Annotated in this window: 10 protein-coding genes; 4 read left to right on the top strand and 6 right to left on the bottom strand. The window is 59.7% G+C overall.

Annotated elements, in window-relative coordinates:
* The coding region (locus DBR24_RS33275; RefSeq protein WP_256591737.1) for a response regulator transcription factor at positions 1 to 248 on the top strand (248 nt) is incomplete at its 5' end.
* Here the strand turns inward: DBR24_RS33275 and yegS are convergent.
* Positions 232 to 1,149, bottom strand: a complete 918-nt coding sequence (gene yegS / locus DBR24_RS22370; protein WP_128615828.1) for a lipid kinase YegS — start codon at positions 1,147 to 1,149, stop codon at positions 232 to 234. The genes DBR24_RS33275 and yegS overlap by 17 nt on opposite strands.
* A gap of 314 nt (positions 1,150 to 1,463) precedes the next feature.
* On the opposite strand from yegS, the gene DBR24_RS33270 reads away from it, so the two are divergent.
* Positions 1,464 to 1,772: a hypothetical protein gene (locus DBR24_RS33270; RefSeq protein WP_225931097.1), complete on the top strand. Its 309-nt coding sequence runs from the start codon at positions 1,464 to 1,466 to the stop codon at positions 1,770 to 1,772.
* Positions 1,773 to 1,833: 61 nt separating this feature from the next.
* Here the strand turns inward: DBR24_RS33270 and glp are convergent, their stop codons facing one another.
* Together glp and moaB are read right to left on the bottom strand one after the other, a co-directional pair.
* Complete coding sequence (gene glp, locus DBR24_RS22360; RefSeq protein WP_128615827.1) at positions 1,834 to 3,060, bottom strand: gephyrin-like molybdotransferase Glp; 1,227 nt, start codon at positions 3,058 to 3,060, stop codon at positions 1,834 to 1,836.
* On the bottom strand, positions 3,044 to 3,583 hold the full coding sequence (gene moaB, locus DBR24_RS22355; RefSeq protein WP_123466480.1) for a molybdenum cofactor biosynthesis protein B: 540 nt from the start codon (positions 3,581 to 3,583) through the stop codon (positions 3,044 to 3,046). Before moaB ends, glp begins: the two co-directional genes overlap by 17 nt.
* Positions 3,584 to 3,664: 81 nt before the next feature.
* Between moaB and mobA the strand changes: the two genes are divergently transcribed.
* The gene (mobA, locus tag DBR24_RS22350) at positions 3,665 to 4,267 is read left to right on the top strand and encodes a molybdenum cofactor guanylyltransferase MobA (protein WP_128615826.1); all 603 of its coding nucleotides are present in this window, start codon (positions 3,665 to 3,667) and stop codon (positions 4,265 to 4,267) included.
* 78 nt (positions 4,268 to 4,345) lie between these two features.
* Positions 4,346 to 4,567, top strand: coding sequence for a YgdI/YgdR family lipoprotein (locus DBR24_RS22345; RefSeq protein WP_007908660.1), 222 nt, complete (start codon positions 4,346 to 4,348; stop codon positions 4,565 to 4,567).
* A 79-nt stretch (positions 4,568 to 4,646) separates the two neighbouring features.
* Here the strand turns inward: DBR24_RS22345 and DBR24_RS22340 are convergent, their stop codons facing one another.
* The 3 genes from DBR24_RS22340 to DBR24_RS33265 form a co-directional block, all read right to left on the bottom strand.
* Positions 4,647 to 5,537 carry a pseudouridine synthase gene (locus tag DBR24_RS22340; RefSeq protein WP_128615825.1) on the bottom strand — a complete coding sequence of 297 codons (891 nt, stop codon included), beginning with the start codon at positions 5,535 to 5,537 and terminating at the stop codon, positions 4,647 to 4,649.
* Positions 5,538 to 5,608: 71 nt separating this feature from the next.
* The gene (locus DBR24_RS22335; RefSeq protein ID WP_123466484.1) at positions 5,609 to 5,926 is read right to left on the bottom strand and encodes a transcriptional regulator; all 318 of its coding nucleotides are present in this window, start codon (positions 5,924 to 5,926) and stop codon (positions 5,609 to 5,611) included.
* A gap of 101 nt (positions 5,927 to 6,027) precedes the next feature.
* The coding region (locus tag DBR24_RS33265; protein WP_256591738.1) for a glutaredoxin family protein at positions 6,028 to 6,153 on the bottom strand (126 nt) is incomplete at its 5' end.

Here is a 6,153-nt window from a genome sequence, read left to right as displayed (position 1 = left end):
CACTGACCCGCAATCAGAAGCAGGCGCCGGAAACCAGCGACTCGCACAACCTGACCGCCAGACAGCTGGAAATATTGCGCCTGATCGTGCGTGGAAAATCCACGCGGGAAATCGCCAACGGCCTGGGTTTGAGCATCAAAACGGTAGAAACCCACCGCTCGCAGATCATGAAGCGCCTGCAGATCTACGACGTGGCGGGCCTGGTGCTGTTCGCCGTACGTGAACAGATCATCAGTCTGGACGACTGACCGCAGGCACGCCGCCCAACAGCGGCGAGTGCTCCGGCAAATGCACGCGCAACGCTGCCGGTCGCGCCTCGAACCGCATGCTGTCGCCCTCCAGCGGCTCGCCATCGAGATTGATGTACAGCCCTTCGGCCACTTTGATTTCGACCCACGGCAAACGGGTGCGGACAAACATATTGTCGATCCCGAAACCGTCGCTGAGCAGGTTTTTCAAGGTGCCCACCAGTTCCTGCGGCGCCGGCAGGATGCTGATGTCCAGCAAGCCGTCGTCGACCAGCGCCTGGGGACACAACACGTGCCCGCCACCCGCCTGGCGACCATTGCCGATCCCCAGGGCCAGCAACTCGCCACTCCAGTGAAAGTCGGGGCCCTGCAATTCGCCGTACGCGGCATGCAACTCACTGAAACGCGACAGACCGGTAAACAGATAAGCCGCGCCGCCCAGCACCTTTTTCAGATCCTCCGAGGTATTGGCCGTCACCTGGCTGCCGAAACCGCCGGTGGCCATATTGAGAAAAATCTGCCCGCCTACTTCACCCAGATCAATATCCCTGGGCGGCACATCCAGCAGTTCAAGCGCCTCGGCCGGCTCCAGCGGAATACCCGCTGCCCGTGAAAAGTCGTTGGCAGTGCCCAGCGGCAGCAGAACCAGGCTGGCTTTGCCCGGATGCGCCGCCAAGGCCTCGGCGATGTCGCGCAAAGTGCCGTCGCCGCCACCGGCAATAATCGTCCTGTAGCCGTCCGCCAGCGCCTGCTCGACCCATCGCTGGGCGTCGCCCGCTTCCCAGGTCAGACGTACCGCCAGTTCCCAGCCTTGTTGGCGCTTTTGCTCGACGGCGGTACGGACCGCCTCGTTCAACGCTTGCTTGCCATGCAGAATCAACAGCGCCCGGCGCTCACTCATAGCGTCACTCCCTGAAATGAATCGGTTGAAACATCTTGACCACTCAGACACGCAAAAAAGCCACAGGCACCGCAATTAATTCGCCCATCGGAGCACCGCGTCCTACACAGCGGTATTTTTTCGTACAAAACATACGGAATCGGCTTAATTGACCCACCTCGACCAATGCTTCAACGTGCGCAGGCGGTATCAATTTTCAATTCAACACCACACGGATGTGCATTTAATGAGTGGATACACCCCCAATACCTCCTGGCGTTCGAGCGCCGGAAGCGTCAGCAAGCGTACCGTTGAAACTGCCGGTGGTTTTTCCCATGGGAAGCCTTGAGGCGAGAATACCGGTGTGTTCGGTGCCCGGCCTGGAAGAACAACACGCGAACATCAAATCCGGTTTTGGGCAAAACACCAGAACCACTGGAGAAGTGAATATGGAACCTCGTGTGACCGAGCTGGAAACCCACCTGAAATACATTCGGCGGGACATGGACGAGGTTCGCGGTGACGTCAAAACGATCAAGCACCGATTGGCCTACTCGGCGGGAGCAACCGCTGTTGTGCTGGCACTGCTGGGCTGGGTAGCCAATAGCCGGTTCGACCAGCTCGTAACCTTGATCAGCCATTGAGCGGGTCAATCGTGGCAGGCTTCGCCGATATTGATCGAAGCCTGCCTTTGCAAGGCGGGAGTCACCCCAAAAGGTCGCTCAGCGTAATGAAGACCACCGCATCGCCTTCAAGTAACGTTCGGCCCTCCAGCACTTCCACCAAGCCGTCTGCCCACGCGGCACTGCGAAGCACACCGGAGCTCTGGTTGCGATAAATAGTCGCCCGTCCCTGTTCAAGCCGGCCCCGCAGGTATTCACGCCGACTGCCCGCCACCGGCCAGACAAAACCTGCTGGCACCGTGAACTTGAGTGGCTCGACATCCTGCACACCCTGGCGTCGCAACAGATAAGGCCGGGTCAACAACGCAAAGGTCACCAGCGTCGAGGCCGGATTACCCGGCAGACCAATGACCGGCACGTTGCGGAAATGACCGAACGTCAGGGGCTTGCCGGGCTTGATCGCCAGTTTCCACAGCGCCAGTTCACCCTCTTCGCGCAAGGCGATACCCAGAAAATCCGCTTCACCCACCGATACGCCGCCGGTGGAAAGAATCAGATCGACATCCTGCAGCTCACCCAGGCGGGCGCGGGTCGCGGCCAGGTCATCCGGAAGAATACCGGCATCGACCACCTCACAGCCCAAGCGCTGCAGCCAACTGCAGAGCACCACCCGATTGCTGTTGTAAATCTGCCCCGGCCCCAGCGCCTGACCCGGTTCGACCAACTCATCGCCGGTGGAGATCACCGCCACGCGTACCTTGCGCACGACGTTCAGTCCGGCGCGCCCCAGCGACGCGCACAGACCTTGCTCGATCGGGCCGAGTCGAGTCCCCGCCGTCAGGATCAGCTCGCCGACGGTGGTTTCCTGGCCTTGCGGACGAATGTTCTGCCCGACCGCCATTGTCTCGATGAAACGTACGCGACCATCCGCCCCAACCTCGGCGTTTTCCTGCATTTCCACGCAATCGGCGCCCGGTGGCACTGGTGCGCCCGTGAAGATTCGCGCACAGGTCCCCGGGGTCAATGGCTGCGGAGCCTGCCCGGCGAACACCTTTTGACTGACCGGCATGGCTTCCCCCGTCCAGTCCGCCAGGTTGAGGGCATAACCATCCATCGCACTGTTGGGCCAAGGTGGCAAATCGAGGGTCGACACCAGATCTTCAGCCAGCACCCGCCCCTCGACCTGCGCCAGAGGCAAATACTCATGCTCTGTGATGGGCGTGGCTTCGGCCATTTCCAGCAACCGCGCCAACGCCACCTCGACAGGCAGCAAGCTACCGGTCTTGCCCGGCTTACCCACGGGATTCACAAGGCGCCGCCTGCTTCAGGTGGGTGACGAAATTGCACGGACGGTGACGAGCGTCCAGTTGCTCACCCAGAATCCCGTCCCAGCCGGTACGCACCGCGTTGGTCGAACCCGGCAGGCAGCACACCAGCGTGCCATTGGCCAGACCGGCCAAGGCCCGCGATTGCACGGTCGAGGTGCCGATATCCGCCACCGAAATCTGCCGGAACAACTCACCGAACCCGTCGACCTGCTTGTCGAGCAGACAGGCAACGGCTTCCGGCGTGCTGTCACGCCCGGTAAAACCGGTACCGCCGGTGATCAGCACCACCTGCACAACGTCGTCGGCAATCCAGTTGGCAACTTGCGCGCGAATTTTGTAGAGATCATCTTTGAGCAGAACCCGTTCGGCCAAAAGATGGCCGGCGGCCGTCAAGCGGTCGACGAAGACCTGGCCTGAAGTGTCGGTTTCCAGAGTTCGGGTATCGCTGACCGTCAACACCGCTATATTGAGCGGCACGAAAGGTACATCAGCCTTGGCTTTCATAGGCTCGTCCAGTTGTAGGGGAAACAGCCCGGTGTTATATCACAGCGCCCCCATTTCCCGCCGCCCTAACGGAGAGCTGCCATGACGCTGAATACCCAATTGCCGCCCTGCTCCATCCTGCTCCTGGCAGGTGGACGCGGCCAACGCATGGGTGGCCAGGACAAAGGGTTGGTCGAGTGGCTGGGCGAGCCTTTGATCGCCCATTTGCAGCGCAAGGTGCGTGAACTGACCGATGACTTGATCATTTCCTGCAATCGCAATCGCGAGCGGTACGCACCGTTCGCCGATCAATTGGTGGTGGATGACGAAAGCGATTTTCCGGGCCCCCTGGCCGGCATTCGTGCCGGCCTGAAAGTCGCGCACCATTCGCATTTGCTGGTATTGCCGTGCGATGTGCCGCGAATCGACGCGGCACTCGTGCAAAGCATGCGCGAAGCCGCTCAATTGCAACCTGAAAAACCTTTAATGTTGCGCCACGATGAACATTGGGAACCTTTGCTCTGCGTGATTCCGGTTGCGCTTCTGCCGGCCTTCGAAACCGCCTGGAACGCCGGTGAACGCAGCCCCGGCCGGGTGATGCGCGGTATCGGTGCCACCGCGTTGCAATGCCCGGACAATGACCCGCGGCTGGCCAACCTCAACACCCCTGAACTGTTAAGTTCGCACAACACTGTGTCAGACTGACACCATTCAAGGAACTCTCACGCCTTGTATACGTCTCAAGCTCAGTAACCAAAAGAATTCCCATTCGGAGACACACTCATGACTCAACGGACCCTCGCCACTTTCATGCTCGCACTGGGCCTGGCTACCCTCGCAGGTTGCTCGTCGCCAACAGTGATCACCTTGAATGACGGTCGCGAAATCCAGGCCGTCGACACCCCGAAATACGATGATGATTCGGGCTTCTACGAGTTCAAACAGCTGGACGGCAAAGAAACTCGCATCAACAAGGATCAGGTTCGTACCGTTAAGGAGCTGTAAGCTCCGGGTCGACACCCGATACAGAAAAGCCCGCATTCGATGCGGGCTTTTTCATGGGCGCTCGGAAAGTCCGGTGATATCACCACTGCAGGGTGATTCGACTCTCGAACTCGCGCAGCTCACCGGTCACCGGGTCGACAAACCGCAGCCCTTGCGCCAGCAGCTTCAACGGATTGGCGTAGTCATCCTCAACATCTTTCAATACCTCCGGATAAAACGGATCGTTGCAGATACTCGCCCCCAACGCGGTCATGTGTACCCGCAGTTGATGCTTCTTGCCAGTGACCGGATACAGGCCATAACGCCATAGATCGCCGTTTTTCTCACGCACCTCAACCGCTGTTTCGGTGTTGCTGACGCCCGGCCCTTCCTGCATGCGGAAAAACGGTTCGCCATCGACCAGGCGACTTTTATGGATCAGGGGAAATTCCAGTCCGGGCAGCGCCGGCGCAATGGCTTCATAGCGTTTGTCGATCTGCCGCGTCGGGAACAGTGACTGGTAAGCGGAACGGGACTGCGGATTGGCGGAAAAGATCACCAGTCCCGCCGTATGCCGGTCGATCCGGTGCAGCGGCACCAGATGGGGATTGTCGAGGCGTCGAATCAACCGGCGCAGTAATGTCTGCTCCACATACTCGCCGGCCGGCGTCACCGGCAGGAAATGCGGTTTGTCGGCGACCACCAGATGGTTATCGGCATACAGAATCGACTCGATCACCGGAATCGGTTTTTCGTCCGGCACTTCGCGAAAGTAATGAATCCGCAGGCCTTCCTTGTAGGGCAGATCCACTGCAATCGGCTGTCCCTGACCATCCAGCACGCGGCCCCGGGCGATCCGGTCCAGCCATTGCTCGCGGCCGATGGCGCTGAAGTGATCGCACAGGCAGTCGAGTACGGTCAGCCAGTGACCAGGCGGCAGATAAAGCGTGCTGGCCTGATTCTGCGCAGCGGAAAATGGAGATGTGGACATACGGAAATTCGAACCCTCAATGCAGGCCGGCATTATCCAGCACGAGAGGCCACGAACCTAGCGCAGATTCCTCAGGCCGGAATCGTTTTGAGCGCAGCCGCCTCCGTGAACTCCTTGAGCCAGCGCAGCACGTCGACAGCCTCCCAGCGCCCCGGATCATACAAGGCGTACAGCAAGCCCTGATAGCCGACCACATCCAGCTGCTTGTGGTACCCGGCCCGCTGAAACAAGGCCTCTATCTCGGCAAAGCAGGTGTTGAAATGCAGTTTATTGAACGGCGTCTTGCCTTCCGTGACCAGCCCGTCAAGGCGCAACTCGAGGACGGCCTCGCGCACCACGTCAACCGACATCCGGTTCACGCTGTTCTTCAACTGTTCGACATTGACCACGGTTCGTCCCTCTGACTCAATTACTGTATGAACATACAGTAACCGAATAAGCCGCGAGGTGCCAAGGGATGGATAAGCGTTGCGACCAGCGGGGTGAATGATTAACGCAAGAAGGCCACGACTTCATCCGCGCTGAACGGCCAGCCCAGCTCTGCGCCGGTATCGACCCGGCGCAGTACCGGAATCCGCAGGCTGTAGGCCTCAAACCATGACTCGTCGTCAGCGAT

Source organism: Pseudomonas sp. HMWF006, assembly GCF_003061205.1.
GTDB classification, from domain to species: Bacteria; Pseudomonadota; Gammaproteobacteria; order Pseudomonadales; family Pseudomonadaceae; genus Aquipseudomonas; species Aquipseudomonas monsensis.
Note: the sequence above shows the minus strand (reverse complement) of the source record. Positions and strands in the feature narration are given on the sequence as shown.